The 26,934-nt window shown below is 61.9% G+C and carries 23 protein-coding genes; 8 read left to right on the top strand and 15 right to left on the bottom strand.

Annotated features, from left to right (window positions below; all coding sequences use genetic code 11):
* Positions 1-125 precede the first annotated feature (125 nt).
* The 10 genes from DW123_RS07255 to dnaK form a co-directional block, all read right to left on the bottom strand.
* Positions 126-320, bottom strand: a complete 195-nt coding sequence (locus DW123_RS07255) for a hypothetical protein (protein WP_233505209.1) — start codon at positions 318-320, stop codon at positions 126-128.
* A gap of 131 nt (positions 321-451) precedes the next feature.
* Positions 452-3,079, bottom strand: coding sequence for an ATP-dependent chaperone ClpB (clpB, locus tag DW123_RS07260; RefSeq protein ID WP_118273222.1), 2,628 nt, complete (start codon positions 3,077-3,079; stop codon positions 452-454).
* A 442-nt stretch (positions 3,080-3,521) separates the two neighbouring features.
* Entirely contained in the window at positions 3,522-5,393 is a 1,872-nt protein-coding gene (locus DW123_RS07265; RefSeq protein ID WP_118273223.1) for an oleate hydratase, read from the bottom strand.
* Positions 5,394-5,642: 249 nt separating this feature from the next.
* Positions 5,643-6,194, bottom strand: a complete 552-nt coding sequence (locus DW123_RS07270) for a TetR/AcrR family transcriptional regulator (protein WP_117735386.1) — start codon at positions 6,192-6,194, stop codon at positions 5,643-5,645.
* Positions 6,195-6,297: 103 nt separating this feature from the next.
* The gene (locus DW123_RS07275; RefSeq protein ID WP_147351605.1) at positions 6,298-6,969 is read right to left on the bottom strand and encodes a hypothetical protein; all 672 of its coding nucleotides are present in this window, start codon (positions 6,967-6,969) and stop codon (positions 6,298-6,300) included.
* A gap of 497 nt (positions 6,970-7,466) precedes the next feature.
* Positions 7,467-9,767, bottom strand: coding sequence for a hydratase (locus tag DW123_RS07280; protein ID WP_118273225.1), 2,301 nt, complete (start codon positions 9,765-9,767; stop codon positions 7,467-7,469).
* 332 nt (positions 9,768-10,099) lie between these two features.
* The gene (locus DW123_RS07285) at positions 10,100-10,516 is read right to left on the bottom strand and encodes a heat shock protein transcriptional repressor HspR (protein WP_055250809.1); all 417 of its coding nucleotides are present in this window, start codon (positions 10,514-10,516) and stop codon (positions 10,100-10,102) included.
* 71 nt (positions 10,517-10,587) lie between these two features.
* A complete protein-coding gene (locus DW123_RS07290) occupies positions 10,588-11,553 on the bottom strand; it encodes a DnaJ C-terminal domain-containing protein (protein ID WP_118273226.1) in 966 nt (321 codons plus the stop codon).
* Positions 11,554-11,660: 107 nt separating this feature from the next.
* The gene (locus DW123_RS07295; RefSeq protein WP_117742900.1) at positions 11,661-12,503 is read right to left on the bottom strand and encodes a nucleotide exchange factor GrpE; all 843 of its coding nucleotides are present in this window, start codon (positions 12,501-12,503) and stop codon (positions 11,661-11,663) included.
* A gap of 2 nt (positions 12,504-12,505) precedes the next feature.
* Positions 12,506-14,395, bottom strand: a complete 1,890-nt coding sequence (dnaK, locus tag DW123_RS07300) for a molecular chaperone DnaK (protein WP_117742901.1) — start codon at positions 14,393-14,395, stop codon at positions 12,506-12,508.
* Positions 14,396-14,900: 505 nt separating this feature from the next.
* On the opposite strand from dnaK, the gene DW123_RS07305 reads away from it, so the two are divergent.
* Positions 14,901-15,086, top strand: a complete 186-nt coding sequence (locus DW123_RS07305) for a DUF362 domain-containing protein (RefSeq protein ID WP_006235216.1) — start codon at positions 14,901-14,903, stop codon at positions 15,084-15,086.
* Between the two features lie 242 nt (positions 15,087-15,328).
* Here the strand turns inward: DW123_RS07305 and DW123_RS07310 are convergent, their stop codons facing one another.
* The 5 genes from DW123_RS07310 to DW123_RS07330 all read right to left on the bottom strand — a co-directional run bounded on the left by DW123_RS07310 (position 15,329) and on the right by DW123_RS07330 (position 19,929).
* The gene (locus tag DW123_RS07310; RefSeq protein WP_117742902.1) at positions 15,329-15,874 is read right to left on the bottom strand and encodes a transcription repressor NadR; all 546 of its coding nucleotides are present in this window, start codon (positions 15,872-15,874) and stop codon (positions 15,329-15,331) included.
* Positions 15,874-16,734 (bottom strand): carboxylating nicotinate-nucleotide diphosphorylase, encoded by an 861-nt coding sequence (nadC, locus tag DW123_RS07315; protein ID WP_117742903.1) that lies wholly within the window; start codon positions 16,732-16,734, stop codon positions 15,874-15,876. The genes DW123_RS07310 and nadC overlap by 1 nt, the downstream gene beginning before the upstream one ends.
* Positions 16,735-16,737: 3 nt before the next feature.
* A complete protein-coding gene (locus DW123_RS07320) occupies positions 16,738-18,141 on the bottom strand; it encodes an FAD-binding protein (protein ID WP_199570205.1) in 1,404 nt (467 codons plus the stop codon).
* A 28-nt stretch (positions 18,142-18,169) separates the two neighbouring features.
* On the bottom strand, positions 18,170-19,195 hold the full coding sequence (gene nadA, locus DW123_RS07325; RefSeq protein ID WP_118273228.1) for a quinolinate synthase NadA: 1,026 nt from the start codon (positions 19,193-19,195) through the stop codon (positions 18,170-18,172).
* A gap of 158 nt (positions 19,196-19,353) precedes the next feature.
* Complete coding sequence (locus tag DW123_RS07330) at positions 19,354-19,929, bottom strand: hypothetical protein (RefSeq protein ID WP_118273229.1); 576 nt, start codon at positions 19,927-19,929, stop codon at positions 19,354-19,356.
* A gap of 136 nt (positions 19,930-20,065) precedes the next feature.
* On the opposite strand from DW123_RS07330, the gene trxA reads away from it, so the two are divergent.
* The 7 genes from trxA (at position 20,066) to hypE (ending at position 26,791) form a co-directional block, all read left to right on the top strand.
* Positions 20,066-20,386 carry a thioredoxin gene (trxA, locus tag DW123_RS07335; RefSeq protein ID WP_117735375.1) on the top strand — a complete coding sequence of 107 codons (321 nt, stop codon included), beginning with the start codon at positions 20,066-20,068 and terminating at the stop codon, positions 20,384-20,386.
* 231 nt (positions 20,387-20,617) lie between these two features.
* Positions 20,618-20,866, top strand: a complete 249-nt coding sequence (locus tag DW123_RS07340; protein ID WP_118098164.1) for a hypothetical protein — start codon at positions 20,618-20,620, stop codon at positions 20,864-20,866.
* Position 20,867: 1 nt separating this feature from the next.
* Entirely contained in the window at positions 20,868-21,380 is a 513-nt protein-coding gene (nikR, locus tag DW123_RS07345) for a nickel-responsive transcriptional regulator NikR (RefSeq protein ID WP_233539312.1), read from the top strand.
* Between the two features lie 103 nt (positions 21,381-21,483).
* On the top strand, positions 21,484-24,168 hold the full coding sequence (gene hypF / locus DW123_RS07350) for a carbamoyltransferase HypF (RefSeq protein ID WP_118273230.1): 2,685 nt from the start codon (positions 21,484-21,486) through the stop codon (positions 24,166-24,168).
* A gap of 131 nt (positions 24,169-24,299) precedes the next feature.
* Positions 24,300-24,560, top strand: a complete 261-nt coding sequence (locus tag DW123_RS07355) for a HypC/HybG/HupF family hydrogenase formation chaperone (RefSeq protein WP_118273231.1) — start codon at positions 24,300-24,302, stop codon at positions 24,558-24,560.
* The gene (gene hypD, locus DW123_RS07360; RefSeq protein ID WP_118273232.1) at positions 24,560-25,675 is read left to right on the top strand and encodes a hydrogenase formation protein HypD; all 1,116 of its coding nucleotides are present in this window, start codon (positions 24,560-24,562) and stop codon (positions 25,673-25,675) included. Before DW123_RS07355 ends, hypD begins: the two co-directional genes overlap by 1 nt.
* 81 nt (positions 25,676-25,756) lie before the next feature.
* Positions 25,757-26,791, top strand: a complete 1,035-nt coding sequence (gene hypE / locus DW123_RS07365; RefSeq protein ID WP_118273233.1) for a hydrogenase expression/formation protein HypE — start codon at positions 25,757-25,759, stop codon at positions 26,789-26,791.
* Positions 26,792-26,934: the final 143 nt, after the last annotated feature.

Below are 26,934 nucleotides of genomic sequence, written 5' to 3' on the forward strand. Positions count from 1 at the left end.
CGATATGGCACCGTGGGGACACATGTATGTCAATCCTGGTCTAACAGAGCCATAGAAAATCAAGTTTTACTGTTGCCGAGCATCAAGGTCCAAGACTAGCAGCCCGCGACACCCAAATTAGCTACTTAACGCCAGGGGTCAGCTTCGAAGAGAGGTTCGCGCTCGGGGCGGCGATCGCTGTAGGGATCGTAGCCGTCGTCGTCCTCGTTCTCGGCACGGATGTAGGGGTCGCGCGGCTTGGGTGCCGGCTTAGGCGCAGGCTTGGGTGCGGCGGGTGCGGCATCGGTCGCCGGCGCGCTTGTCTTGATCTCGTCTTTCATCTGCATAGCTCCTTGCATCGCATCCGTTCAGCATCATCGATTGTCGCACGAAAAAGGGCGGCGGACCCCATTGGATCCGCCGCCCTTGGCGTTCGGCTCAAAAGGTAGATTATAAGGCATGCGCCAAAAACCTACTGCGCGTCGGGCACCTCGTAGGTAGCAGACGGCGTGTTATCGCACACGACGGTAAAGCCGCCGTCCTTGTCGGCATCGACCGTCACCTGATCGCCCTCGCGCACCGTACCGTCGATGATGGCGGCGGCGATGGCGTCCACGACCTCGCGCTGGACCAGGCGCTTGAGCGGACGGGCACCGAACACGGGGTCCAGGCCACCCACGGCGAGCATCTGCTTGGCCGCCGGGGTGATGGCAAGCGTCATGCGCTCCTTGGCAAGACGTGCGCGGACATCGGCAAGCTGGATATCGACGATCTTTTCGATTTGCGCCATGCCGAGCGGATGGAACACCACGATATCGTCGATGCGGTTGAGGAACTCGGGGCGGAAGGTCTGAGCCATGGCCGCATCGACCTGGTGGCGCATCTCTTCCTCGTCCTTGCCCGAAAGATCGGCGATGGCCTTAGAGCCCACGTTGCTCGTCATGATGATAATCGTGTTCTTGAAGGACACTTGGCGACCCTGGCCATCGGTTAGACGGCCATCGTCGAGCACCTGCAGCAGCACGTTAAAGACATCCGGGTGAGCTTTCTCCATCTCGTCGAGCAAGATCACGGAGTACGGACGACGGCGCACGGCCTCGGTGAGCTGGCCGCCCTCGTCGTAGCCCACGTATCCCGGAGGCGCACCGATCAGACGCTGGACGCTGAACTTCTCCATGTACTCGGACATGTCGATACGCACGAGCGCGCGCTCGTCATCGAACAGGCACTCGGCCAGCGCCTTGGCGAGCTCGGTCTTGCCCACGCCGGTGGGGCCCAGGAAGAAGAAGCTGCCGATGGGCTTGTCCGGATCGGAGAGGCCCGCACGGCTGCGGCGCACAGCTGCGGCGACGGCGGAGACGGCTTCGTCCTGGCCGATGACGCGCTTATGCAGCTCGCCCTCCAGACCTTTCAGCTTGTCGAGCTCGCCCTGCATCATCTTGGACACGGGCACGCCGGTCCAGGCGCTCACGACCTCGGCGATCTCATCGGAGGTCACCTGTTCGTTGAGGCCCTCGCCGTCCTGCTGCTTTTGCGCCTCGAGCGCGGCCTCGGAATCCTGAATCTGCTGCTGCAGGCCCGGAATCACGGAGTAGCGCAGCTCGGACGCACGGCCCAGGTCGCCGCTGCGCGTCGCGCGCTCCTCTTCGCTCTTGGCCTCGTCGAGCTGACCCTTGAGCTCCTGCACGTGGTCGATGGCGTTCTTCTGGTTGAGCCAGCCGGCCTTTTGCACGTTGAGCTTTTCTTGGACCTCGGCAATCTCCTGGCGCAGGGCTTCCAGACGCTCCTTGGAGGCGTCGTCGGTCTCCTTCATGAGCGCCTGCTCCTCGATCTGCAGCTGGGTGAGCTGGCGCGTGGTGGCGTCAATCTCGACCGGCATGCTGTCGAGCTCCATGCGCAGGCGACTTGCGGCCTCATCGACCAGGTCGATGGCCTTGTCGGGCAGGAAGCGGTCGGCGATGTAGCGATCGGAGAGGTCGGCGGCGGCCACGAGCGCGCTGTCGGTGATGTGCACGCCGTGGAAGATCTCGTACTTCTCCTTGAGGCCACGCAGGATCGAGATGGTGTCCTCGACGGTAGGCTCGCTCACCATAACGGTCTGGAAACGACGGGCGAGCGCCGCGTCCTTCTCGATGTACTTACGGTACTCGTCGAGCGTGGTCGCGCCGATCGCGTGCAGGTCGCCGCGGGCGAGCGCCGGCTTGAGGATGTTACCGGCGTCCATGGAGCCCTCGGTAGCGCCCGCGCCCACGATGGTGTGGAGCTCATCGATGAACAGGATGACCTTACCCTCGGACTTCTGCACCTCCTTGAGCACGGCCTTCAAGCGGTCCTCGAACTCGCCGCGGTACTTGGCGCCGGCGACCAGCGCGCTCATGTCGAGCTCGATGAGGTCGCGGTCGCGCAGGGTGCTCGGCACGTCGCCGGCCACGATACGCTGGGCGATGCCCTCGACGATGGCCGTCTTGCCGACGCCCGGCTCGCCGATGAGCACGGGGTTGTTCTTGGTGCGGCGGGACAGAACCTGGATGGTACGGCGAATCTCGTCGGTGCGACCGATGACCGGGTCGAGCTTGCCGGCACGGGCGAGGTCGCAGATGTTGCGGCCGTACTGCTCCAGCGCTTCAAACTGGGTCTTGTCCTCGGCAGACGTCACGCGGTCATCGCCGCGCAGCTCCTCGTAGACCTGCTCGATACGCTCCTTGGTAACGCCGGCGTCGCGCAGCACGCGGCCCGCCTCGCCCTTGTCCTCGGCAAGTGCCATCAGCAGATGCTCGGTCACCACAAAGCTGTCGCCCATCTTGGTGGCCTTCTTCTCGGCCTTTTCGATGACGCGGACGAGCTCGTTGGACAGGCCCATCTGCTGGCCTTCGCCCGAAACCTTGGGCGCGCGGTCGATGGCGTCCTGGGTGGAGCGCGCAAGCTGGGCCGGGTCGGCACCGATGCGTTCGATGATCACGGAGATATTGCGCTCGCCGGTACCGAGCAAGGCAGACAGCAGGTGAATCGGCTCCACCGCGCCGGCCTGCGCGTCGGCAGCCGTGCCCATGGCGGTCTGCAGCACCTCGCGCGACGTCATTGCTAGCTTATCGATTCTCATGGAATCACCTCTCTTGGGGCGGCCGCCCTACGGGGCGGCTTCACGTTGTTCGAGAAGTATTGTTGCCAGCTTTGCGCGATCTTATACATAAATCTAAGTCTCTATATATAAGATTTTCTGAGTGATTGAAAGATAGGGAGCAGGTGCGCTCACCCGCTGCGGCCTCATCCCCTTACTATCTCAATCTGTAGCATCTAGCGACTGTTTATGGCTCCAGATGTTACAGATCGAGATGAAATGACCAGCGGCACCCGTTTGTCTCAATCTGTAACATCTACTCGGCAAATAGAGCTCTACCTGTTACAGATTGAGACAAACAAAAGACACCCGAATCGAAAATCTAAATCTGTAACACCAGGCCCACTTTTAGCGGCCAAGATGTTACAGATCGAGACAAACAGAAACCACCACAAAGGTTCCCCAATGTGGTGGTTCTTGTGCGCTAGATTGCGCCGTACTCCTTGAGGAGTTTGGCGATGTCGGTTCCCTCGACCTTCTTGAGCACTTCTTTGAGAGCAATCCGCTCAACCATAGGCAGCTTCATGCTGGTGATGGGCTCACCGTCGCGTAGTTTAACGCTGCTCATAAGGAGGTCACGCACGTCAAAGACCGAACCCCAGACCTCGGGTACGCCGCGGTCGACATCGCAGAGCGTGTAGACGGCTTCCATACCGGTGCGCATGGAGTACTCAGTCGTAAAGATCGTGTCACGCGGCGTCTCGGCAAACTGGCCCAGGAACGCGAAGTTCACGGCGCCATCGGGCACCACGTCGGGGCGGTCGCCTGCTTCACGCGGCATAAAGAAGGCGGTGATGTAGGGCATCATGACGGGCACGGTGTTGGCGTGATTTGCCGCCAGCTCAACAATCTTATCCTCGGGAACGCCCAGGTGATACAGCCATTCCTGGCAAATCTCCTCGCCGGTGCAGTCGCGCATGGCCTTCTTGACGTAGTTGCCGGGCTTGTCGGTAAACAGGCCATACACCCACACGCAAAGCTGGTCTTTGGGCTGATCGCGGAACTGCTGTTGGCGGTTGATCGTCCAGCTCATAAGCCAGCCCGAATCCTCGCAGGTCACAATGCCACCGGTCACGACGTGCCCGGTAAAGGGATCGCGATGGCAGATCTTTTGGATATAGGGCACAATCTCGCCGTCGAGCGTGGTGACCGTGGCGCTCATCCAGTTGCTCTTCTCGGGGTCACCGCAGAACTTATCGGGATGACCAAAGCTCGGATCTTGCGCTGCGATACGACGCCACATGTCCCAACCGCCACCGGGGCGAATCGTCGGATCCCATGCGGCGGGCTTATCCTGCGCGCCGATCGTCGAGTTTTCCACACAGCCGCCGTTGGTGATAAAGACCAGGTCATCCTCAGTGAGGTCGATGTTCGAAATCTCGCCTGCATGCGTCACGGTGATGCGACGCGCGACCTTCTTGGTGCTCGTACTGTAGGGGTTGCGCGCAAAGGCGGCCTGCTGGATGCGCTGAATCGTGTCCTGGCCGGTGCCAGTGACGGCGCAGCGCGGACCCTCGCCGCCGCCCACCTCAAACACCACGTTTTCGACCTTGGTGTCAAAGTGGAACTGCACGCCGTGCGCCTCGAGATAGCGCTGCATGGGCAGAATCATCGACTCGTACTGGTTGTAGCGGGTGAAGCGCAGGGCGCTAAAGTCGGGCAGACCCGCGATGTGGTGGATGTAGCGGCGGATATAGAGCTTCATCTCGAGCGCCGAGTGCCAGTTCTCAAAGGCGAACATGGTGCGCCAGTACATCCAGAAATTCGAGTTGAGCACCTCGTCGTCAAAGAAATCGGTGATGGGACGGTTCGCCAGCTCCTCGTCGGGCGTAAAGAACAGATCCATGATCTCGGTCGCTGCCTTGTCCGACAGGCCGAACTTGCCATCGGTGCCGCCGTCTTGGCCACGGTTCTTAGTCGAGCGGCACAGCGAGTAGTTGGGATCCTCCTTATTGAGCCAGTAGTACTCGTCGAGCACGGAGATGTCCGGATCTTCAATCGAGGGAATGGAGCGGAAAAGATCCCACATGACCTCAAAGTGGTTGTCCATCTCGCGGCCGCCGCGCATGACATAGCCCACGCCGGGGATGTCGGCACCATCGCAGGCGCCGCCCGCAACGGGGTCCTTTTCGAGGATATGGATGTGGCTTCCGGGCATTTGCGCATCGCGCACCAGATAGCAGGCTGCGGTAAGCGCGCCCAGGCCGGTGCCGATGATGTAGGCGCTCTTGTGGTCGATGCCCGCAGGCTTCTTGGGACGAGCAAAGGCTTCGTAGTTTCCACTTGAATAGTACATGGTTCCTCCTTGCTAACGAAGTTCGTTAACAAGCTTTTGCCCTGATCAACGCAGCCTAGCCGATACAAGATCGTCACCTTGTACGATTTTTAATCAACGGGGGCGGATTGTACAAATCTGCTTGGCTTTGGTCTCCCAAGGTCATGCCGGGCCGGGTTTCGGTTTGGGAAGTGGGCTTCGCTAACTTCCCAAACCGAAACCCGGCCCGGCATGACGCACTTGGTCGCTTTGCGCTCCAACGTGAAATAGTCAAAATCTCGCCAGCGCTGCGTCAATCTGGCCTTCGCATATTTTGGAAACGCGCTCGGCTACTGTGCTCGGGTCCTCGGCCATGCCTGCGGCAATCCAGTCGAGCATTACACCTATAAATGCATGTGCGAAAAAGCGGGACAGAAAGTCCTTGTCGCCTTGTGAGATGTTCTTGCCCGCGGCGTGCTCTTCGACCACGCCTTCGATCAGGTCGAATGTCACGGGCTGCAGAAAACGCTGGATGCGCTCGGCGCTCACACAGTGATAGACGTTCATGATAAAGGGCTTGTTGTCGCGCACCGCGAGCATGATGTTTTCCAGGCCCACCTGCCAGGTATCGGCCGTCTTGTTGTTGGCGAGCGCGCGGCCGGCGTCTTCCTCACATGCCCATTCAACCAGGTCGTAGATGTCCTGAAAGTGATAGTAGAACGTCATGCGGCTGACCCCGCAGTCCTCAGTGAGGTCCGCGATGGTGATCTTAGTCAGTGGCTTTTGAAGCAGTAGTCGCTTAAGAGAATCTTCCAACGCGCGCTTTGTCAGTTGTCCAGCCATTGCTCTCCCGCCATCAAAGTTGAATCATGAAATATTCCCATGGTACCCCGCATGCAATCACCATCCACGAAGGGAACAGACACCTTTGTGGTGGTCGCGCTCTCTACTCTTTCGTCGAACCCGTGCTTCCCGATTCGGCGTTCCAGGGCATCTCATCCTCGAACAGCCATGTACGGGCAGATCCACTATCGCGTGCAGTCTGCGGGTCGGGTAAGCAGGTCTGTTTATAGGCATCTTGGATACACTTGCCCATAAAATCGTTGAGCTCGGTCTGGTCGCCCTCCATGACATAGGCGACATCGCCGTCCATGATGTAGATGCTCGGACCCTCATTGCCCTCGTAGCCCGGATCGTACGAAACATCACATAACTTGGCGCCATTCGTGGTGTCCAACTCGATGGACGAGCGGTATCCGCCAACCATGTCGTTCGCCTTTGCTCGATAGGACGCATATCCATACCAACGCTTGAAGGTTTTACCCTTGAGTAGCTCGGACGCCCTATCGATCAGGCTTGTATCCGTGGTATAGCGCATGGCCCCAAGCTGAATGCGCGGATAATTGCTAATTCCCAGCGCAGCCGGTTGCTCATCAAAATCAACAGTAATGGTCTCGGGCTTGTCGTCGCCGGTCAGAAGTTCGATAGATTGAATCACAGGCTTAACCACCGGTTCCGTCACCGCAGCAGGTAGCAATGCCATGCCGACAACGCCCGCGCCAACCACGGCAATCGCAAGCGCCAAAACAATCAATCCAATACGGGTTGAACGGCTCACGGCAAAACACCTCACAATACAAACCTGCGACGTGCGCTAATGATACCGCCAGCTAACACTATCACCAAAAGAAACCGTCCACTCCCCACCACCACGAAAGGGACAGGCCCTTTTGTGGTGGTTTTCGACTCTGGCGCTCAACTGTCTCGATCCATAACATCTAGCTGCCGTTTTGGACCTCAGATGTTACAGATTGAGATGAAATGTTCAGCAGCTCCCGTTTATCTAAATCTGTAACAACTACTCGGCAAATAGAGGTCCACCTGTTACAGATTGAGATAAACCTCGGACACCACCAAGGCGCCCGTCCCCAATGCGGTGCTTCGACAAAAAGAAGCCGCCCCGATAACAGGGGCGGCATCAAGCAAGTCTATTTATTAGCGTCCCTCAAGACCCAACGAGAGCGTCGCGGTAGCCCCGGACACACCTTTCCCTCGGGCGGCCCTCGCGAAGCGCGTGAGCACGAGGGAAAGGTGTGTCCGGGGCGCACAGCAACGTTACTCGGCAGCGGCCTTGAACTTGTTGTAGTTGATCAGACAGCCGGCCTTGACGATGGCACGCTCCTCCGTCGTCATATCGGCAATGTAGAGCTCAATCTGCTCGACCGCACCATCGGCGCGCACTACGTACGCGGCGATGTTCTTCAGGTCGCCATCGAGCGCGGCGCGGATACCCGGCACAAAGACGTAGTCGCCCACCTCAAAGTTGGGCTCCGTCTCCATCTGGAAGGGCACCATGCCCCAGTTCATCACGTTGGAGCGATAGCGCTTGGTGGCGTACTCGTGGACGATGTTGGCCAGACCGCCGATCACGCGCTGGCAGCTCGCGGCCTGCTCGCGGGCGCTGCCGTCGCCGGGCTTCTTGGCGTAAATCATGGAACCGAACTCGGTCGCCTTGGAATCGGCCGCGACACCCGCGCCGGCCAGCGCCTCAAACACACCGGCAAGCTCGACATCGAGCACCGACAGGTCACCCGCGGACTCGCCGGCAACGCGACGCTTCTCCACAGCGTCAACCTCCTTGGAGCGGCCCACGTAGGCAGGGTCGCGGCGGCTGAGCGTAAACTCGGCCAGGCCCAGCGGGTTGGAGCGGAAGGAGCTCGTCTCGCCCGAGGGAATGAGCTCGTCGGTCGTGGTGACCGGGTCCATGATCTTGGAGCACACCTTGAGCAGAATGTCGTCGCCGAGCGGCTCCATCGCAGGCCACGGCTTGATATTGGGACCTTCGACCAGCTCATCTGCAGGCTCGGCCTTGCCAAAGCCCCAGTATACGCGCTTCTTGTAGGGAGCGTCGTCGAAGGTGTACTCGCAAGCCTCGTCCCAGGTGTCCTCGGGCAGGTCGGTCGCCGGCGTCAGGATGCCGCCGTTGGCAGCCGTCGCCGCAATGGAACGGGCGTCCATCAGAGCCACGGCGCTCAGCTGGCCATTGCCCGGCTTGGAGCCCTCGCGGTTGGGGAAGTTGCGCGTAGTGTGGCGGATCGACAGGCCGTTGTTGGCGGGCGTGTCGCCGGCACCGAAGCACGGGCCGCAGAATGCCGTGCGCACGATCGCGCCGGCCTCCATAAGGTCGTAGATATAGCCGCGGCGTGTAAGCTCGAGTGCCACGGGCTGGCTCGTGGGATAGACCGACAGCGAGAACTCGCCGCAGCCGGTGTTGGCGCCCTTGAGCACGCGGGCAGCCTGGACCACGGAGTCGTAGTTGCCGCCCGAGCAGCCGGCGATAACGCCCTGCTGCACGTGCAGCTTGCCGTCGACGATCTTGTCGAGCAGGCTAAAGTGCGTCTTGCCCTCGCCGATCTTAGCGGCCTCGAGCTCCACCTCGTGAAGGATGTCCTCGAGGTTCTCGTTGAGCTCGTCAATCTCAAAGCCGTTGGAAGGATGGAACGGCAGCGCAATCATGGGCTTGATGCTCGACAGATCGACCTCGACGCAGCCGTCGTAGTAGGCAACATCGGCAGGCTTGAGCTCACGGTAGTCGTCGCCGCGGCCGTGCATGGCCAGGAATGCGTGCGTGTCCTCGTCGGTGGCCCAGATGCTCGACAGACAGGTGGTCTCGGTGGTCATGACGTCGACGCCGTTGCGGTAGTCGGTCGTCATGCTCGCGATGCCGGGGCCCACAAACTCCATGACCTTGTTCTTGACGTAGCCCTTGGCAAAGACAGCGCGGATGATGGCGAGCGCCACATCGTGCGGGCCGACGCCGGGGCGCGGGGCACCCGTGAGGTAGATGGCGACGACGCCGGGATAGGCGACGTCGTAGGTGTCGCGCAGCAGTTGCTTTGCCAGCTCGCCGCCGCCCTCGCCCACGGCCATAGTGCCCAGAGCGCCGTAGCGGGTGTGCGAGTCCGAACCCAGAATCATCTTGCCACAACCGGCGAAGTTCTCGCGCATAAAGGAGTGGATGACCGCGATGTGCGGCGGGACGAAGATGCCGCCGTACTTCTTGGCCGCAGAGAGGCCAAAGACGTGATCGTCCTCGTTGATGGTGCCGCCCACAGCGCACAGCGAGTTATGGCAGTTGGTAAGCACGTAGGGCAGCGGGAACTGCTCCATGCCCGAGGCACGCGCCGTCTGGATGATGCCGACGAAGGTGATGTCGTGGCTCGCCATGGCGTCGAAGCGAATCTTGAGCGCCTCGGGGTCGCCGGACGTATTGTGTGCCTGAAGAATCGAATACGCGATGGTGCCACGCTTGGCATCCTCGGGCGTCTGCGTAATACCGCGCTCAGCAGCCTCGGCCGCAGGCACAACCTCGCTGCCACGGCGCAGGTAGATGCCGTCCTCGTACAGCTTGACCATACTGTCTCCCACTCTGCCCAAAAGATTTGGGCGCATAGCATACATTCGTTCAATATCGTGCCATAGAACGGTTGCGAGTGGGTTACGAATCTGCGCGTTCACTTTATCTCAGTAAAGCATAAGGCGAGCCGGGGGCGGGAAGACGGGTTTGGCGCACGGAATGTCCCCAAGTGCCGGCAGAAAAGGAACGTCCCCAAGTGCCGAAATGACGAGAGTGGATAATCTCCCACTTTGAGCCTGCACATAGGCCAAAAACGGGAGATTATCCACTCTCATTCTGTGGGCACTCATTTAAGTACGTCCCCAATGAGTGCCCGGCGGCGCCGGCGGAACTACAGGTCGCCGCCCGTGCCCAGTAACTTGCGCATGACTTGCTCGGGGTTGACCGAGCCATCGCGCGGGGCCAGTGCGGTGATCTTCTTCTGCATCTTGTACTCGTGCAGCTCGTCCTCGAGCTGGCGCACGCGGGCGCGGAGCTTCTCGTTTTCGCGCTCGCGCTCCTCGGCACGCTCCTTCATATCGAGAATGCGCACCACGCCGGCAAGGTTGATGCCCTCATCGGTCAGCTGGTTGATGAGCTCCAGGCGCTCGATATCGGCACGCGAATACAGGCGCGTGTTGCCGCCCGAGCGCTGGGGGTTCACCAGGCCCTTGGACTCGTAGACGCGCAGAGTCTGCGGGTGCATGCCGGTCAGCTCAGCCGCCACGCTGATCATGTACAGCGGTTTGTTCCTATTGTCCTCGGCCATGCTACCTGACCCCTTTCCGTTTCGCACGTCTACATCATAAGCCCGCGGACGCGGGCGGGCACACAGGCGCCCTAGTACGTCGCCTTGTAACGGTTGACCTTCTCGCGATAGTCGCGCGTGTCGGCCTCGCGCAGTTTGGTCATCGCGTCGCGCTCGTCATCGGATAGGTTCGTGGGAACCTGCACCCTGATCTCGACGAGCAGCGCACCCGTGCGGCCGCGGTGCTTAACGTCGGGCGCGCCCATTTCCTTAAAGCGAAACTTCTTGCCCGTCTGGGTACCCGCGGGCACCTTCAGACGAACCGTCGCGCCACCGGGCGTGGGCACGTCCACCGTGCAGCCGAGTGCCGCCTCGTAGACCGAAATCGGCACCTCCATGGTCACATCGGCGCCCTTGCGCTTAAACAGCGGGTGCTCCTCCACGTGCGTGGTCACGACCAGGTCGCCGCGCTCGCCGCCGGCGACGCCGTACTCGCCGCGACGCTTGTAGCGCAGCTTGCCGCCATCCACGGCGCCCGCAGGCACCGAGACCGTGATGGTCTGCTGCTCGCCCGTCGAGGGAATGCGGTAGGTGACCTTGTGCGTCACGCCGCGGAATGCGTCCTCGGCCGTTACGTCGACAGTCAGCGACAGGTCGCCGCCCTTGCGCGCGCGACTGCGGCCCGCGCCGGCACCGGCATTACCCGCGGCCCCGGCAAAGCCCGAGCCCCAATCGCTGCCCCAGGCGCCGTTGCCGCTAAAGATGCTGTCGAAGATATCACCCCAGCCGCTCGCACCGGCGCCGGCACCGTAGCCGCCGCCGTACGCGCCGCCCGCGCCCGGCATGCCGCCGAACATGAGCATCTGGTCGTACTCTTTGCGCTTCTTCTCGTCCGAAAGCGTCTCGTAGGCCTCGCTGATCTCCTTGAACTTGGCCTCGTCGCCGCCGGCATCGGGGTGATATTTTTGCGCGAGCTTGCGAAACGCGCTCTTGATCTCTTTGTCGGAGGCGCTCTTGGATACGCCCAGGATGTCATAGAAGGTTTTGCCTGCAGCCATCGTAGCTCCTCTCCTGTTTCATCCACCGTCCAACGGGCGGCGGCTCATACTGTCATATGGCACTAGGCCAGAAAGGGCCCCGGGTGTTGCCCCGGGGCCCTTCTCAATTACTCCTCGGTGCTCTCGGCCGTGTCGGCCGCAGCATCCTCGGGCGCCGCTTCGGGCTCCGGTGCGGGGCGCTTCTCGCCACCGTAGGTCACCGTCACCATCGCGGAACGCAGGATGCGGTCCGCCATGCGGTAGCCCTTCTGGTACACGTCGTTGACGGTCTCGTCGTACTGCGACGCGTCCTCGACGCGACCCACGGCCTGGTGCTCGAGCGGATCGAACGCCTCGCCCTTGGGGTCGATGGGCTCAACGCCCTCGTGCGCAAACACATCGAGCAGCTTGGCATGCACCGCATCGACGCCGTCGACGAACTGCTTAAAGTCGTCGGCAAGCTCCTGGCTGCGGGCATGGTCGATCGCACGCTCGATATCGTCGACCACCGGCAGCAGCGCGGTGACGAGCTTCTCGGTCGCGCGCTCGCGCTCGGCGATGCGCTCGTTGGCGGTGCGACGACGGAAGTTCTCCCAGTCGGCCTGCAGACGGGCGGTGCGCTCGGTGGCGTCCTTTGCCTTGTCCTCGGCGGCCTTCTGAGCCTCTGCCGCAGCATCGAGCTCATGACGAACGTCGGCAAGCTCCTTCTGGGCCTGCTCGAACTTGAACTTAAAGTCGTTGTCGGCGGCTTCCTCACCGGCGCGGATAGCGGCTTCCACCATCTCGTCCTCGGTCATCGTCGCCTCCTTGTTGGAATCCTCTACCTGGTTCTCGGCAGCCTCGGCGGCCGGGGCCTCGTTGGCCTCGGTATCGTCTACGGCCTCTACGGGAATCTTCACGTCCTTCTCCTCAGAGTCAACGGGGGCGGCGCTGGGGGCAGCCGCCTCCGTGCGAGCTTTACAGTCGGACATGATTACTTGTCCTCGTCGTCTACAACCTCGTAGTCGGCGTCGACCACATCGTCGTCGGTCTGGGCGCCGGCGGCACCGTCGGTCTGCTGCTGAGCGTCGGCGTAGACAACCTGAGCCAGCTCGTAGGCCACGGACTGCAGGGACTCGCCAGCGGCCTTGATGGCCTCGACGTCAGAGCCCTCGAGCGCCTTCTTGGCGTCGGCGATAGCGGCCTCGGCCTTGGACTTCACATCGGCGGAAACCTTGTCGCCCAGCTCGTTGAGGGTCTGCTCGGTGGAGTAGCACAGGCTGTCGGTCTGGTTGCGGACCTCGACCTCTTCCTTCTGCTTCTTGTCCTCCTCGGCATGAGCCTCGGCGTCCTTGACCATACGATCGACTTCGTCGTCGGAAAGCGCGGTAGAGCCGGAGATGGTGATCTGCTGCTCCTTGCCGGTGCCCTTGTCCTTAGCGGAGACCTTGACGATGCCGTTGGCGTCGATGTCGAAGGTGACCTCGATCTGCGGCACGCCGCGGCGGGCGGCCGGGATACCGGTCAGCTGGAACTTACCAAGCGACTTGTTGTCGCGGGCAAGCTCGCGCTCGCCCTGGAGCACGTTGATCTCGACGCTGGTCTGGTTGTCGGCAGCGGTGGAGTAGACCTCGGTCTTGGAGGTCGGGATCGTGGTGTTGCGGTCGATCATCTTGGTCATGATGCCGCCCATGGTCTCGACACCCAGCGACAGCGGGGTAACGTCGAGCAGCAGGATGCCCTCGACGTCGCCGGTGAGCACGCCACCCTGGACGGCAGCGCCGTCGGCAACGACCTCGTCGGGGTTCACGGACATGTTGGGCTGCTTGCCGGTCATGGTCTTGACGAGCTCCTGGACGGCGGGCATACGGGTGGAGCCGCCGACGAGGATGACCTCGGTCAGATCAGAGAGCTTGAGCTTAGCGTCGCGCAGGGCGTTGGTGACAGGCTGCTTGCAGCGCTCGAGCAGGTCGCGGGTGATCTTCTCGAACTCGGCGCGGGTCAGCGTGTAGTTGAGGTGCAGCGGGCCGGACTGGTTCATGGTGATGAACGGCAGGTTGATGGTAGACTGCTGGGCGGCGGAGAGCTCCTTCTTGGCGTTCTCGGCGGCCTCCTTCAGACGCTGCAGGGCCATGGGGTCCTGACGCAGGTCGATACCGTTCTCCTGCTGGAACTTGTCGGCCATCCAGTCGATGACGCGCTGATCCCAGTCGTCGCCGCCCAGGTGGTTGTCACCCGAGGTGGACAGAACCTCAAACACGCCGTCGGCGAGGTCGAGGATGGAGACGTCGAAGGTGCCGCCGCCCAGGTCGAAGACCAGGATGCGCTGGTCGGAGCCCTGCTTGTCCAGGCCATAGGCCAGAGCGGCAGCAGTCGGCTCGTTAACGATACGCTTGACGTTGAGGCCGGCGATCTTACCGGCGTCCTTGGTGGCCTGACGCTGGGCGTCGTTGAAGTAGGCCGGGACGGTGATGACGGCGTCGGTGACGGTCTCGCCCAGATACTTCTCGGCGTCGGCCTTCATCTTTGCGAGCACCATGGCGCTCACCTGCTCGGCGGTGTAATCCTTGCCCTCGATGTCGACGACGGCACGGCCGCCCTGGCCCTCCTTAACCTCATACGGCACGGTCTTGAGCTCGGAGGTGCACTCGGAGTACTTACGGCCCATGAAGCGCTTGATGGAGAACACGGTGTTCTTGGGGTTGGTGACAGCCTGGTTCTTAGCGGCCTTACCCACGACGCGGTCGCCGTCGGCACGGAAGCCCACGACGGACGGGGTGGTGCGGTCGCCCTCGGCGTTCACGATGATGGTCGGAGAACCGCCCTCGAGGACGGCCATAGCGGAGTTAGTAGTACCAAGGTCGATACCAAGAATCTTGCCCATTAGAAATTCCCTCTCTCTTGTGCGTTTGCGCCGCCTCGGCGGTCTGTCGCGCGGTGCTTCGGCTTGTCTTTCAGGATGTAGTGTATCCCCTTATGGGCCGGAATATACAAAATCTAAGTCAATTCATATAAGATTTCTTATTGCTCAGAGTTTAGGTTCGCAAAATCGCAGGTAGAAGCGCTATTTGAGTTCTCGGCAAATCTATTGAGATCTATGTAGAGATGGCTGAGGTTTGGGTCCCGGAGCTCTGCATGTCATTTCTAGCCCGTCCACAAATGGCAGGATACTTGCTCAATCGCTCAATATTTTGAGTCACCTTTAGCTAACATTTGCGCAGCTCGGCGACCCCACCTGCGTGTTTTTTAGTAAGCCGCGGCATACTCGGCGAACGGTATGAAGATGCCGGCCAGAGGGTATTGCAAACGGTCGCTCCCGTGGTATGTTTTTGCCCGAATCAAACCGACGCGCATCGCCTGTAGCGTCGGTCAACAGAGAGGAAACTACCATGGCTCATCCCGTAATTGATGCCGACGAGTGCATCGCTTGTGGCGTTTGCGTCGACTCCTGCCCCGCTGGCGTTCTGGAGCTCCAGGACGTCGCTACCGTCGCTGACGAGGACTCCTGCGTCGCCTGTGGCGCTTGCCAGGACGCTTGCCCCGCTGGCGCGATCACCGAGATCGTCGAGGAGTAACAACTCCCCCACTTGCACACTCAAAAGTACACCGTGCACAAAAAGGAGGCCTCCGCATCGCCGCGGAGGCCTCCTTATTTTGTTTGTGCGGATAACTAATTTGGCACCGCCGCAGGTTGAGCATAAGTCAGCGAAAACGCCCCTAAGCGAGCAAGGTGACGTGAAAGAGGAGGGAAGCGTACTTCGGTACGCGACCGACGATTGAACGTCAGATTGCCGCTTAGGGGCGTTTGCAGCGTCGGCTACGATAGGTCGCCCTCGTAGGGCATAAGGTCTGCGAGGTAGCCTTTCTCCTTGAGCATAGTCTCGATCTCGTCGAGGGTCCGCTCGTCTTCCGCCGCGATGCGATGGAAGTGGTAGCCGCTCGTCACCGTCAGCAGCGGGAAACTCTTGCCGCTGGCAATACCCTCCAGATAGCGCTCGATATCGCGACGGTTGCGAATGTCCAGGTCGGCCGTGATCTTGCCATACACGCGGTGGTTGACAATCACGTTGAGCACGGCGCCGCCCGCGTCGACGATGCTCGTGAGCTCGTCACCCGCCTGCTCCACGCCATGGTGCACCTTGACCAGGCGCGTGGGCACCGCTGGGCTGCTCGGAGCCTCCTGCAGTACGTAGCCGCGATTGGTGGCAACGATGTCGTGCCCATCGGCACGCAGCAGGGCGATGTCCTGCACGACAACCTGGCGGCTCACACCCACCTCGCGAGCAAGCGCACCGCCCGAAACGGGACCTTTGGCTCCCTCGAGCACGCCCATAATGGCACGGCGACGCTCGCGGGCATCCATTATTTACCGTCCAGCAGACGCAGGTGCTTAAGCGAGAGGTCGAGGATCGGCGCAGAGTGCGTCAGCGCTCCCGAGCTAATAAAGTCGACGCCCAGGTCGGCAAGCGCGCGAATATTGCTCGCGTCCACGTTGCCCGAGCACTCGGTCTTGGCGCGGCCGGCGATAAGCTCGATGGCGGCAGCCATGTCATCGTGGGTCATGTTGTCGAGCATGATGATATCGGCACCGGCCTCCACGGCCTCACGTACCATGTCCAGGTTCTCGCACTCAATCTCGACCGTCGTGGTAAACGACGCATGGGCGCGCGCCATCTCGATCGCGCGTGCCACGCCGCCGGCGGCATCGATATGGTTGTCCTTGAGCATGACGGCCGTCGACAGGTTGTAGCGGTGGTTGCTGCCGCCGCCGATCTCAACCGCCGCCTTCTCAAACACGCGCATGCCCGGCGTGGTCTTGCGCGTGTCGACGAGCACGGTCTTGGTTCCCTCGAGCGCTGCGGCCATGCTGTGCGTGTAGGTAGCGATGCCGCTCATGCGCTGCAGGTAGTTGAGTGCCACGCGCTCGCCCGAAAGCAGCACGCGCGCGTCACCGCGCACTTGGCCCACGTGGTCGCCGGCATGCACCTCGTCACCGTCGGCAACATCAAACAGCACCGAGCTCTGCGAATCCAGCAGTTCAAAGGTACGAGCAAACACATCCAAGCCGGCGATGATGCCGTCGGCCTTGGCGATAAGCTCAACGGTAGCGGGACGCGCTGTGGGGCACACGCTCGCCGTGCTCACGTCCTCAAACGTAATGTCCTCGCGCAGAGCCTGCAGAATCAGATCATCGACGACGAGCTTCATGGTAATGGGATTCATGGTCTACTCCTCCACGGCCTGCGTGCCGGCGGCACGGGCCAAATCATCGATTGCCAGGGTGTCGGCGCTCAGAGCGCGATGGCGGCCATCGAGCGCGGGTTCGCCCGCCTGCTCCACGGCCAGCGACTTGCCGGTGCGCATGTACCACGCAGCGCGGCGACCCCAGACCAGCGCCTCGAGCAGGCTGTTGGAAGCCAGGCGATTCTTGCCGTGAACGCCGTTGCAGGCTGTCTCGCCCGCGGCATAGAGCTCGGGCATCGAGGTGCGGCCGTCCTTATCGACCCACACGCCGCCCATAAAGTAGTGCTGCGTGGGCGTGACGGGAATGGGCTCGTCCAAGATGTCGCGGCCGTCCTCCAGACAACGCGCGCGGATGTTGGCAAAGTGCCCGGTCACCACGTCGCGCTCGACGGGGGCAAAGCTCAGCCACTCGTGCTCGGTACCGTCGAGCTTCATCTGCTCGCGAATAGCGGCGGCGACCACATCGCGCGGCTGCAACTCGTCGGTAAAGCGCTCGCCGGCGGCGTTGAGCAAAATCGCGCCCTCGCCACGGCAGCTCTCGCTGATCAGGAAGGTGCGACCCGGCTGCGGCGAGAACAGCCCCGTGGGGTGGATCTGCACGTAGTCCAGGTGCTCCATCTTAATACCATGCTCCTGAGCGATATAGCAAGCATCGCCCGTGAGCTGTGGATAGTTGGTCGAGTGATCGTATACGCCGCCGATACCGCCCGTCGCCCACAGCGTATGGCGGGCATGGATCTTAAACGGCTCGCCGGCATGCGCGCCCTCGGCGGCATTTGTCAACTCGTCGGCGGGACGAACCGAATTGTCCTCGTCCACGGGAACGGCGATGACGCCGGTGCACACCGTGGCGCCGTCACGATCGGCAGTCAGGATGTCGGTCATGGCCACGTGTTCCAGAATCTGCACGTTGTCCAGCTTGCGAACGGCCTGAAGCAGCTTGGTCGTGATCTCCTTACCGGTGATATCGGCATGGAAGGCGATGCGCGGGCGGCTGTGCGCACCCTCGCGGGTAAAGTCGAGGCTGCCGTCGGCCTTGCGCTCAAAGTCCACGCCCATGGCCAGCAAATCGTTGATGACCGAGCGGCTCGAGCGGATCATGATGTCTACGCTCTCGCGGCGGTTCTCGTAGTGGCCGGCGTGCATGGTGTCCTCAAAGAAGGCATCGTAGTCCGAGCCTTCGGGCAGCACGCAGATGCCACCCTGCGCGAGCATCGAATCGCACTCGTCGACCGCGCCCTTGGAGAGCATGATCACGCGCGTGCTCATCGGCAGGTTGAGGGCCGCATACAGGCCCGCCACGCCACAGCCGGCAATAACGACGTCGCACTCCATATCGGGGTATTGCTTGGTTCCCACAGGAATCCTCTCCCTTGAATGTGACATAAGGGACCGTCCCTCATGCCGCATTGTTCTAGCGCGCTGCGTACTCGAGCATGCGGTCGAGCGTGAGCTTGGCCTGTTCGGCGGCCTCGTCCGACACGCCGATCTGCACCTCGCCCTCGCCCGTCTCCAGGCAGCGCACGAGCTTTTCGAGCGTGATGAGATCCATGTTGACGCAGGTGGGCTGCACCGCGGGGAAGTAGAACTTCTTGCCGGTGCCCTGGCAGCGGCGCTCGAGCTCGTAGAGCACGCCACGGACCGTCACGATAATGAATTCGCTCGCGTCCGACTCCTCGGCATACTTGATGATGCCGGCGGTGGAGCCAATGTAGTCGGCCTCGGCAAGGACATCGGCCTTGCACTCAGGGTGCGCCAGCACGAGCGCGTCGGGATGCGCCTCTTGCGCATCGACGATCTGCTCGACGGTGATGATATGGTGGCGCGGGCAGTAGCCATTGTTGAGGATGACGTGCTTTTGCGGCACCTGCTCGGCTACAAAGCGGCCCAGGTTTTGATCGGGGATAAACAGGACGTGCTGCTGCGGCAGCTCGGACACGATCTTGACGGCGTTGGAGCTGGTGACGCACACGTCGCTCCAGCTCTTGATCTCGACCGTCGAGTTGACGTAGCAGACCACGGCCAGGTCGTCGCCATACTCGGCGCGGGCGGCGTCGACCGTCTCGCGCTTGACCATGTGAGCCATGGGGCAGTCCGCGCCCGGCTCGGGCAGCAGCACGGTCTTGGTGGGGTTGAGCAGCTTGGCGCTCTCGCCCATAAACTCCACGCCGCACAGCACGATAGTCTGCTGCGGCAGGCTCTTGGCGAGCTTTGCCAGGTAGAAGCTGTCGCCGACGTAATCGGCAACGGCTTGGACCTCGGGCGCCACATAGTAGTGCGCCAGGATCACCGCGTCACGTTGGGTTTTTAGTTGCTGAATGGCCTCGACGAGCTCTGCGGGCACCAATGCCGCGCGCTCCGTTGCCGTCGTTGCCGATGCCAGGCCGGCCGCAATGTCGCGTGCAAGCTCCGACGCATCCATGTTCGCGCTCTGTGCCATCAAGGCCCCTCTCTTTTGGCGAATCTTGGGGCTTTAGTATGACACCTAGGTTTACAGCTGACAAGACAGCTGTAAACCTAGGTGTAAAGTTGAAATAATAATTCAATGATGGACGTACCCGTGTCGCCCGTAATCGGGACTATGGGCCAACTAGACCGTTACAGCGGCGCGGCCGCCGGAGTCAGCTGCTTGATGTAGGCCCACATGCGCTGCTTAGCGGCCTTGTCGGTGAGTGCCGCCTCAAAACCGTCGAGCGCGAGCACGCGGCGGCCCTGCACATGGGCGACCAGGCCGGGCTTGAGCATGGCGGTATCGAAGTCATCGATCGCCACGAGCATATCGGCGTAGGTCTCGCGCATGGCATCAGCCGCGTTGTTGTCGAGCAGTAGCACCGCCTCGGGGTCCAAGGCCTCAAGCGCCTCGCGGAACAGCTCGCACGGCAGAGTCTCGCCCACCGCGACCGCTCCGTCACCCACGCCGGCGACGCTTGCCAGCACGCAAAAATCCTCGGGCGCGTAGCCGATGGCCCCAAGCGCCTTGCGCAACGCCGCGCCATCCGGGCCGGCGGCAAGCTCGCCACCCAAACGTTCGGCCTCGTCCAAATCGCCTTTGACCAGTACGATCGGCGAGCACGCGTTGCCCGCGATACGCACGCCACGGATCGCAAGCGATGTGAGCTCCTGCTCAGCCGCCTGGGCGATGGCTTCTTTTTTCTGGCTTTGTGACGTGGACATGCGCTCTCCAATCGTTTGCGTGCCAACCATTATATAAAAGAGCCACCTGCGAGTGGTTGCTTTGCGGGCGGCTGGGTATAAGCACGGTCGTACTGAGTTTTACGCGGCTGAGCCGCATCACATTATGGAGGTCACCATGGCTGACATTAAGCAGATTACCCCCGAGAATTTCGATTCCGTCGTTAACGACAGCCTGCCCGTGCTGGTCGATTTTTGGGCACCGTGGTGCGGTCCCTGCCGCTCACTCTCGCCCATCGTTGACGAGGTTGCCGACGAGCTGGCGGGTAAGCTTGCCGTTGCCAAATGCAACGTCGACGACAACCAGGACCTGGCCATGAAGTATGGCGTCATGAGCATCCCCACGCTGATTGTGTTTAAGAACGGCGAGGAGATTGACCGCTCGGTCGGCGCGCTGCCCAAGGCGAGGCTGCAGGCGCTGCTGGAGAAGCACCTGTAATACGCTTGTTACATGTTGCCGTCTGTCTGCCGTCCATGAGCGCTTTTGCACCGCTCGCCGGAGATCCGGGTGCTGCGCCCGCGACCACGGATAGTATGGTAGTCACAAACAGCCCCCAGTGAACGGGTGCGGGCCGCACAGACTCGCACCCGTTTTCTTATGCAGCTGCACGCAGAGCGGGCGTAGTAAAATCTGAACCACTGAACTGCCCCATACAAAAGGAGATTTCCCATGCATGATGTTGGAATGAACATGAGCCAGCTTGCCATGAGCGTCAAGCAGGTCGACGACACCATCGAGCTCGCTCATGAGTGGAGCCATCAGTTGCTGCATGCGACCGAGAATTTTGACATGGAGCGCATCGGCACCAAGCTCGAGGCCGCCATGGCCGCGCTGCACGAGGCGCACGACGCACTCGAGGGCTACGAAGAGGCCATCGAGGCCGACCACAACTCCGTCGGCTCCGTGAAGCTGGTGTAAGGTGGCCGAACACGAGCACGGCTGCGGGTACGAGCACGTGCATCCGCACGGGGCGGACGGTGACGCGGGCTGCCACTGTAGTGGCTCCGGCTCCGAGCTGGTCCGCTTTTCGGTTACCGCACCCGACGACCTGCTGCGCCGTTTTGACGAGCAAATCGCACGCCGCGGCGACGTGGCCAACCGCTCCGAGGCGGTGCGCGACCTGATTCGCGCATCGATCGCCAAGGAGCAGATGCGCACGCCCAATGAGCATGTTATCGGGTCGCTCACCATGATCTACGACCATCACACCGGCGATCTGACGCGCCGTCTGGACGAGGTGCAGCACGACTACACCGACGAGATCGTATCGACCATGCACGTGCATCTGGATCACCACAACTGCTTGGAGATTCTGGCGCTTAAGGGTCGCGGCGAGCGCGTCTACGAGCTGGCCGACCGTCTGCTGGGCCTGCGCGGCGTTAAGCACGGCGAGCTCACGTGTGCCGCAACCAGGCAGAGCCTGGGGCTGTAGCGCACCTACCAAAAAGTGACAGGTTTGTTTTGGCAGATTTAGAAGTTTTACCTACCAAAATAAACCTGTCCCTTTTTGGTAGGTTTTGATGAGGGAAGGTCGCATGCGGCATGTGCATATTCATGTGACGGGCATTGTGCAGGGCGTTGGCATGCGGCCGTTTGTGTATCGCGAGGCCATGGCGCATGGCATTTGCGGATGGGTGCTCAATGCGGGCGACGGCGTGCATATCGAGGCGCACGCTCCGGTCGATGCGCTCGATGCTTTTGTTGCCGCGCTTTCTGAGCATGCGCCTGCGGCGGCTCGCGTGGAGCGTGTCTATATTGCGGATTTGGAGCCTGGCGACTGGAGCGCTGCCGATGAGCAGGGCTTTCGCATTGTGGCGTCGCAGAATCAGACCGCCCACACGACGCTCATCTCGCCCGACATCGCCACCTGCGACGACTGCCTGAGCGAGCTGTTTGACCCCGCCGACCGGCGCTTTCACTATCCTTTTATCAACTGCACCAACTGCGGGCCGCGCTTTACCATCATCCGCTCGCTGCCCTATGACCGAGCGGCCACGTCGATGGATCACTTTCCTATGTGCCCCACCTGCGCCGCAGAGTATGCTGACCCGCTCGACCGGCGCTTTCATGCGCAGCCCGATGCCTGCTTTGAGTGCGGGCCGCATATTACGTGGCGCGAGGCTGTGAACGGCGATGCGTGCGAGAATTCGTCCGCGACACCGGCCGTCGGTACCACACGCGAGGCCAGCGACGCTATCATCGAGCGCTGCGTTGAGCTGCTGGCCGACGGTGGCATCGTCGCCATCAAGGGCCTGGGCGGATTCCATCTATCCTGTGACGCTGCCAACGAGCAGGCGGTGGCCGAGCTGCGCCGTCGCAAGCGTCGCAGCAACAAGCCGCTTGCCGTCATGGTGCGCGGTCTTGCCGACGCCGAGTGTCTGTGTCATATCGATAGTGTTGAGCGCGACCTGCTGGCTGGCAGTGTTCGTCCCATTGTGCTGTTGCACCGCCGTGCAGCCGGCAACGACTCCCATGGCTCGCCCGACGCCATCGAGCTCGCGTCATCTGTCGCGCACGACTTGCCCGAGCTTGGCGTTATGCTCCCCTACACCCCGCTTCAGCATTTGCTGCTCGCCGCAACCGCGTCGCGCGGCATGCGCGCACTTGTCATGACCAGCGGAAACCTGAGCGAAGAGCCCATCGAGACCGACGACGATCTTGCCTGGGAACACCTCGTTGCCGCCGGCATCGCCGACGCGTTGCTCGGCAACGACCGCGCGATCCTCTCGCGCTACGACGACTCCGTGGTGCGCGTGGTCGACGGCGCCATTATGCCCGTGCGCCGTGCCCGCGGATACGCTCCGCAGCCGTTACCGCTGCCGGCGCTCGACGGCGCTCCGTCCTGCGTGCTCGCCTGCGGGCCACAACAAAAGGCTACGATTGCGCTTACACGTGAAGGGACGAACGGCGAGGCTACCTGTTTTGTATCGCAGCATATCGGCGATGTCGAAAACGGCAAGACCTTCGATGCCTGGAACGCCGCGCGCACGCGCCTGGAAGATCTCTTTGACTTGGCGCCCGCCGCCTTGGTCTGCGATTTACACCCCAGCTATCTATCGAGCCAGTGGGCGCGCGAGCAGGCACGAAAATGCAATCAGTCGCTCGTCGAGGTGCAGCACCATCATGCGCATATCGCAAGCGTAATGGTCGAGGCTATCGCCGCGGCCCAGCTTACAACCGACGCGCATGTCCTTGGCATCGCCTTTGACGGCACCGGCGCCGGCACCGATGGGACCATTTGGGGCGGCGAGTTTCTTGTCGCCGGCCTTGCTGACTTTGAGCGCGCAGCGCATCTGCGCACTTGGGCCCTACCCGGTGGCGTAGCGTCCGTACGCGACGCTCGACGCAACGCCTTTGCCCTGCTCAGCGAACTTTGCCTACTCGAGCACCCAGGCACCGCTCGGCTTTTGGACAGCCTCGACGAGCAAACGCGCAGCGTGACAGCCACCATGATCGAGCGCGGTATCAACAGCCCGCGTACCAGCAGCATGGGGCGTCTCTTTGATGCCGCGGCAGCGATTCTGGGCATCTGCGACAAGGCAACCTACGAGGGCGAACCCGCCATAGAACTCGAATCCGCCGCCTGGCGCGCGCTTGACGGCGAAATCAGCCGTTTCGCTGGCAATCAGGCGGGCGTATCGGCATCCGTCTCAACGTCGCTGGACAGTTTGTTCAGATACGTATTAACTAATAACCCCCTATCTGGCATTTTTGCCTCAGATTTTGCCAAAAAAGGCTCTCCGGACACCCTATTTGCGACAAGCGCACCCGGCACAGGCCCCAAATCGACCCATTTTGAGTCCTCACAGACGACTTTTGCCACCCAGAGCCGCTCTAAAAAATACGTATCTGAACTAACTGTCCAGGCTGTCTCGGACAGCCCTTTCGTTCTGGACCCCAAGCCACTTATTGAGGCACTTTTGAGCAGAATCGAGACCGGAGAATCCGCCGACCGGCTCGCGCTCGGGTTCCATATCGCCATCGCGCGCTCTTCGGCACGAATCGCACGCGAAATCTGCGCGCGCGAGGGCATCGATACCGTCGCGCTCTCGGGCGGCGTGTTCATGAACCGACTTTTGCTTCAGCTCCTTACCCACGAACTCAAAGACGTCGGTCTTGCCGTTTTGGTCCCCCACGCTGTACCCGTCAACGACGGCTGCATCGCCTACGGTCAGGCCGCCATCGCTCGCGCTCGCCTCGCGCAGACGGCGTTGCGATAGGCTGTTTTGCCAGCCTGCGCGCCGCCGTCTCACAGGTGTAACGCGTTTGCTCGTGACTCCCGCGAGCGCTACCATCATCTGATGGGTAATTAAGCGCCTATCCAGCGCAAAACGTATAAAAGGGGAACATTATGTGCCTTGCCGTTCCCGGTAAAGTAGTCAAACGCGACGACGACCTCAAGGCCACCGTCGACATGATGGGCATCGAGCGCCCCGTTTCGCTGCGCCTCGTGCCGATGGCACGGGTGGGCGACTATATTCTCGTACACGCCGGCTTTGGCATTCAGATTGTCGATGAGCAGGAAGCCCAAGAGACACTCGAGCTCGTCAATACCATGACCGAGCTGGCCGAAGAGGACCAGCTCGCCACCAACCCGGCCGAGGCATACTAGTGACGGCGGCGCAGCCGGTTCGCTCCGGTATCGACTTTTCGGCATTTCGCGACCCCAAGCTGGCTCGCGAGCTCATCGAGCGCATTCATGAGCTTGTCGGCGACCGCGCCATCAACCTTATGGAAGTCTGCGGCACGCATACCGTGAGCATCGGGCGCTATGGCTTTCGCTCCATTATGCCTGCCGGGCTCAAACTTCTGAGCGGTCCGGGTTGCCCCGTCTGCGTTACCGCCAACCGCAATATCGACCATGCAATCGCGCTCGCCAAGATGGACGGCGCCATCATCACCTCCTTTGGCGACATGATGCGCGTGCCCGGGTCGTCTACCTCGCTCGCCGCGCAAAAGGCGGCGGGGCGCGATATTCGCATTGTGTACTCCCCGCTCGACGCACTCGACATTGCCGAGCAAAATCCCGAACGCCCGGTCATCTTTATGGGTGTCGGTTTTGAGACCACGACGCCCACCATCGCCGCCGCCATTTTGGAGGCAGACGCGCGCGGGCTGCAGAACTTCTCGGTCTACTGCGCCCATAAGACCACGCCGCCGGCGCTGCGCGCCATCGCCAACGATCCCGAGACCACTATCGACGGCTTTATCCTGCCGGGACACGTCGCCACCATCACGGGCCTGGCTCCCTTTGACTTTTTGGTCGACGAGTTTAAGACCCCGGGCGTGGTTACCGGATTTGAGCCGGTCGACATCTTGCAGGGTATCTGCATGCTGGTCCAGATGATTGTCGAGAGCACGCCGGCGATCGACAACGCCTACCGCCGTGGCGTCAATGCAGACGGCAATCCCGTAGCGCGCCAGCTGGTCGAGCAGGTATTTGAACCGTGCGACACCACGTGGCGCGGGCTGGGGCCGATTGCCGGCTCGGGTCTTTCCATCCGCCCTGAGTTCTCGCGCTTTGATGCCGGCGCCCGCTTTGACGTGCCCGTTGAGACGACGGTTGAGCCGCGCGGATGCCGCTGCGGCGACGTGCTGCGCGGGGCCATTACGCCGAGCAGCTGTCCGCTCTTTGGCCGCACCTGCACGCCCGAGCACCCCGTCGGCCCGTGCATGGTGAGCTCCGAGGGCAGCTGCGCGGCGTACTACCGTTACCGCGACTATTAGGTTCCGCCGTCCCAACGAATGGCGGACCGGTCGACGCTGCGCCTCACCCATATAATTCCACCCACGATTGGAGTTTTCGATATGTCCCATAGCGTTACCGATAGCACCGTCCTGCTGGGCCACGGCTCTGGCGGCCAGATGATGAAGCGCATCATCGACGAGGTCTTTCTGGATGCCTTTGGGTCGCCCGAGCTGCTTGAGGGCAACGATGCCGGCGTCGCCGCACTGCCTGTGAGCGGGCGCATCGCCATGTCGACCGACAGCTTTGTGGTCTCGCCACAGTTCTTCCCCGGTGGCAACATCGGCCGACTCGCCGTGTGCGGAACCGTCAACGATGTCGCGACCTCGGGCGCCAACGTGCGCTACCTATCGTGCGGCTTTATCCTCGAAGAGGGCTATCCCATGGAGAAGCTCCGCCAGATCGTGCAGACCATGGCCGAGACCGCGCGTGAGGCGGGCGTGGCGATCATCACCGGCGACACCAAGGTGGTCGAGTGTGGCGGAGCCGACGGCGTCTACATCAATACCGCCGGCGTGGGCGAGGTGCCCGCGGGCGTGGCGCTCTCTGGCGCAAACTGTCAGCCCGGCGACGTCATCCTGGTGTCGGGTACACTCGGCGACCACGGCATCGCCATCATGAGCCAGCGCGAGGGTCTGGCGTTTTCGAGCACCATCGAAAGCGACGCCGCGCCGCTCAATCGCCTGATCGCCGACGTACTGGCCGCAGCACCCGACGCGCGCTGCTTCCGCGACCCCACGCGCGGCGGCCTGGCATCCACGCTCAACGAGTTTGCCCAGGCCAGCGGCGTTGCCATGGAGGTCGACGAGGATGCCGTGCCCGTGCGCCCCGACGTGCAGGCAGCCTGCGAGATGCTCGGCTACGATGTGCTGCAAGTGGCAAACGAGGGCAAGATGGTTGCCGTTGTGCCGGCCGAGCAAGCCGATGCCGCGCTGGCCGCCATGCGTGCTGCCCGCTACGGCGAGAACGCCGCCATCATCGGCCGTGTGCTGCCGCTTGCCGAGGGCACCCGTCCCGCCGTGCGCGTACGCACCGGCTGGGGCTCGACCCGTATCCTCGACATGCTCGTAGGAGAGCAGCTGCCGAGGATTTGCTAGCGGGAGAGCGTTGGCTGGCGCGGCTTCGCTCCGCCGCCAGGCCGTCGTCCCGCCCTGCCCGATCCGCTGCCACCCCAAGATTGAGCGAGCCAAATGTTCACCCTGGAAATGAGTGGAGCACACGTGCGGCAGAGAGCATGTAA

It is taken from the genome of Collinsella sp. AM10-26 (assembly GCF_003472525.1).
GTDB lineage: Bacteria > Actinomycetota > Coriobacteriia > Coriobacteriales > Coriobacteriaceae > Collinsella.

Bases quoted from the DNA above. Each gene is read 5' to 3' on its own strand.
- DW123_RS07320 (WP_199570205.1), bottom strand. From the start codon at position 18,141: ATGTCACATTCAAGGGAGAGGATTCCTGTGGGAACCAAGCAATACCCC.
- trxA (WP_117735375.1), top strand. From the start codon at position 20,066: ATGGCTGACATTAAGCAGATTACCCCCGAGAATTTCGATTCCGTCGTT.
- hypE (WP_118273233.1), top strand. From the start codon at position 25,757: ATGTCCCATAGCGTTACCGATAGCACCGTCCTGCTGGGCCACGGCTCT.
- DW123_RS07290 (WP_118273226.1), bottom strand. From the start codon at position 11,553: ATGGCTGCAGGCAAAACCTTCTATGACATCCTGGGCGTATCCAAGAGC.
- DW123_RS07265 (WP_118273223.1), bottom strand. From the start codon at position 5,393: ATGTACTATTCAAGTGGAAACTACGAAGCCTTTGCTCGTCCCAAGAAG.
- clpB (WP_118273222.1), bottom strand. From the start codon at position 3,079: ATGAGAATCGATAAGCTAGCAATGACGTCGCGCGAGGTGCTGCAGACC.
- DW123_RS07330 (WP_118273229.1), bottom strand. From the start codon at position 19,929: ATGTCCACGTCACAAAGCCAGAAAAAAGAAGCCATCGCCCAGGCGGCT.
- DW123_RS07310 (WP_117742902.1), bottom strand. From the start codon at position 15,874: ATGGATGCCCGCGAGCGTCGCCGTGCCATTATGGGCGTGCTCGAGGGA.
- DW123_RS07270 (WP_117735386.1), bottom strand. From the start codon at position 6,194: ATGGCTGGACAACTGACAAAGCGCGCGTTGGAAGATTCTCTTAAGCGA.
- nadA (WP_118273228.1), bottom strand. From the start codon at position 19,195: ATGGCACAGAGCGCGAACATGGATGCGTCGGAGCTTGCACGCGACATT.
- DW123_RS07295 (WP_117742900.1), bottom strand. From the start codon at position 12,503: ATGTCCGACTGTAAAGCTCGCACGGAGGCGGCTGCCCCCAGCGCCGCC.
- nadC (WP_117742903.1), bottom strand. From the start codon at position 16,734: ATGAATCCCATTACCATGAAGCTCGTCGTCGATGATCTGATTCTGCAG.
- DW123_RS07280 (WP_118273225.1), bottom strand. From the start codon at position 9,767: ATGGTCAAGCTGTACGAGGACGGCATCTACCTGCGCCGTGGCAGCGAG.
- DW123_RS07355 (WP_118273231.1), top strand. From the start codon at position 24,300: ATGTGCCTTGCCGTTCCCGGTAAAGTAGTCAAACGCGACGACGACCTC.
- DW123_RS07255 (WP_233505209.1), bottom strand. From the start codon at position 320: ATGAAAGACGAGATCAAGACAAGCGCGCCGGCGACCGATGCCGCACCC.
- DW123_RS07285 (WP_055250809.1), bottom strand. From the start codon at position 10,516: ATGGCCGAGGACAATAGGAACAAACCGCTGTACATGATCAGCGTGGCG.
- hypF (WP_118273230.1), top strand. From the start codon at position 21,484: ATGCGGCATGTGCATATTCATGTGACGGGCATTGTGCAGGGCGTTGGC.
- DW123_RS07305 (WP_006235216.1), top strand. From the start codon at position 14,901: ATGGCTCATCCCGTAATTGATGCCGACGAGTGCATCGCTTGTGGCGTT.
- DW123_RS07340 (WP_118098164.1), top strand. From the start codon at position 20,618: ATGCATGATGTTGGAATGAACATGAGCCAGCTTGCCATGAGCGTCAAG.
- dnaK (WP_117742901.1), bottom strand. From the start codon at position 14,395: ATGGGCAAGATTCTTGGTATCGACCTTGGTACTACTAACTCCGCTATG.